Origin of the sequence: Vibrio sp. S234-5 (genome assembly GCF_000960595.1) — a bacterium.
In the GTDB taxonomy this organism is placed as follows: Bacteria; Pseudomonadota; Gammaproteobacteria; order Enterobacterales; family Vibrionaceae; genus Vibrio.
Genome location: NZ_JZAM01000206.1, coordinates 1 through 2101 on the forward strand (window position 1 = coordinate 1; position 2101 = coordinate 2101).

The following is a 2101-nucleotide window of genomic DNA, read 5'->3' on the forward strand; positions in this document are numbered from 1 at the left end:
TTGATAAAGTTAGTAGAAATGAAAGGCACTTTGAAAAGGCGGCAATTAAAATGTGCGTTAAATACAGAGTTTCGAGAGCACGTGTTATTTGGGACTTAACAATTATTTAACTCATGCGCAAGCCGTGAATCAGTGTGTTATTGTTCTTCTTTGTTCCTTTGGCTTTTCAGTTTTGTGTTTGTCGGCAAGTTTGCTTCAGTGGGCGCTGTTTTCTGGACACTTATTCTTTGGCGCTGGAAATTCAGAGCGTTGCCTCAATCAATTTTCGGGCAAGCGTGAGGTTAGGGCGGTTGGCTCAATCAGAAGTTTGATCTTAGGTTTTTCGGTTTTATCTGCCAAAGTTCAAAGTCTGATTTTCAAAATTATCAGTCATTTCAGTTTTTTGGTTTTTGGTTTTTGTTTGTGAGTTAAAGCTGAGTTAATCTCAGTTTGGCAAAAGGTAAGTCATTGAGGCTTAAGCATAACAAAGCGTTCAAGAGGGATTCGTGCCGCGTAGCATTTTTGGTATGCGGTTGGTTTTGGTGGTGAAAGTGGTCTGCGGAAAGTTGGTTTATGCGGCACTCACCCCTTAACGCGGCGTTATGTTTAATCACCAAAAATCAGTTGGTTGCATCTTTTCTTGCTCCCTCGGCTTGTTGGTTTTGTGTTTGTCGGCAAGTTGGCTTCGTCTGGCGCTGCTTTCTGGACATCTATTCTTTGGCGCTGGAAATTCAGAGAATTGCCTCAATCAATTTTCGAGTAAGCGCGAGGTTTGTGCGGCTGGCTCAATCAGTATTTTAACCACAAGTTTTTGGGCTTGAATTGCCGAAATTAAAAGTCTGTTTTTCAAATCTATGAGTCGTTTCAGTTTTTCAGGTCTTGGCTTTTGTTTGTCAGTCAAAACCGAGTTAATCTTGGTTTTGGTAAAACGTAAGTCATTGAAGCTTAAACATAACAAACGGTTCAAGAGGGACAGCCAACGCGCGGCATTTTTATCATGCGTTGGTTTTTGTGGTTACGGTGTTATGCAGAAGCTTGGTAATGGCGTTGGCTGCCCCTTAACCGGGCGTTAGCTTAAAACAAATAAAATCAATTGGTTGTGGTTTTTCATTTCTTCCTTTGGCAATTCGTTCAGGTTTTTCGGCAAATCCGCATTGTTTGACAACGCGAGTTTTGAGCTGTTGCCTCAATTGAGTTTTGGGATTGTGCGAGGTTAGCCAGTTTGCCGCAAAGTCGCTTTGGAAGTTTTGCTTTCGCTTTGAGTTTTCCGAAAATGAGTTATCAAAATTTACTGGTTTTCAAAGCGCATGAACGGCCACAAAGTTTGAGTAATTTCGGGTTTTAAAACGCAGGTGGTTTGCTGGTTTCCTAAATCGGGTTAATCTCAGGTTTAGTAAATCTTAAGGTGCTGAAATTTAAGCTAACAAACTGCTTAAGCGGGATTCGCAATGCGTGGCATTTTTAGCATGCGGTGGGTTTTGTGATTCAGGCGGTGTGCGTTAGCCTTGGTAGTGCATTGCTCACCCCTTAGCAGGGCGTTAGTTTTTTCAGGTCAAATCAATACAAACGTAGTTGGTCGATAAAATGAAAAATAAAAATGGATATGTAAGTGTTAGTGGCTCCGAGATTTATTACGAGCTTTCAGGTAATCATGATGGCAAGCCTTTATTGATGCTTCATGGCGGTCTTGGTTCATTGAATGAGTTAAGTTCAATTCATAAATATGTAGCTGCTGACTATCAATTGATAAGTATAGATTTCCGTGGTCACGGGAAGTCTCTTTTAGGTGATCGTCCACTTAATTACATGCAATATCAACAAGATGTTCAGCATGTTCTGAGCCATTTGGGTATTGATAAATATTCAATTTTTGGTTTCAGTGACGGTGGTATCGTAGGTTATCGGTTAGCAATACAAGAGCCGAAAAGGGTATCTTGTTTGGTGACACTTGGCTCGCAGTGGCGATTAGAGGCAGATGATCCATCGGTTGAATTACTAAGTGGTTTGACGGCTGAATTTTGGTTATCAAGGTTTGCAGATGATGTTGCTTTATATGAGGCGTCAAATCCTAAACCGGATTTCCCTAAACTCGTAGACGCTGTGAAAGCAGTCTGGCTTGATA

The 2101-nt window shown here is 41.2% G+C and carries 2 protein-coding genes and 1 pseudogene; all 3 read left to right on the plus strand.

Annotated features, from left to right (window positions below; translation table 11 throughout):
• Positions 1–447 precede the first annotated feature (447 nt).
• Positions 448–589 (plus strand): annotated as a pseudogene (locus tag UF06_RS24375) (DUF3265 domain-containing protein).
• Positions 582–800 (plus strand): hypothetical protein, encoded by a 219-nt coding sequence (locus UF06_RS27745; RefSeq protein WP_226972550.1) that lies wholly within the window; start codon positions 582–584, stop codon positions 798–800. Before UF06_RS24375 ends, UF06_RS27745 begins: the two are co-directional and overlap by 8 nt.
• A gap of 763 nt (positions 801–1563) precedes the next feature.
• The coding region (locus UF06_RS11330) for an alpha/beta hydrolase (RefSeq protein ID WP_045570559.1) at positions 1564–2101 on the plus strand (538 nt) is incomplete at its 3' end.

Excerpts from the sequence above, each read along its gene's own strand:
- UF06_RS27745 (WP_226972550.1), top strand. The coding sequence starts at position 582 with ATGTTTAATCACCAAAAATCAGTTGGTTGCATCTTTTCTTGCTCCCTC.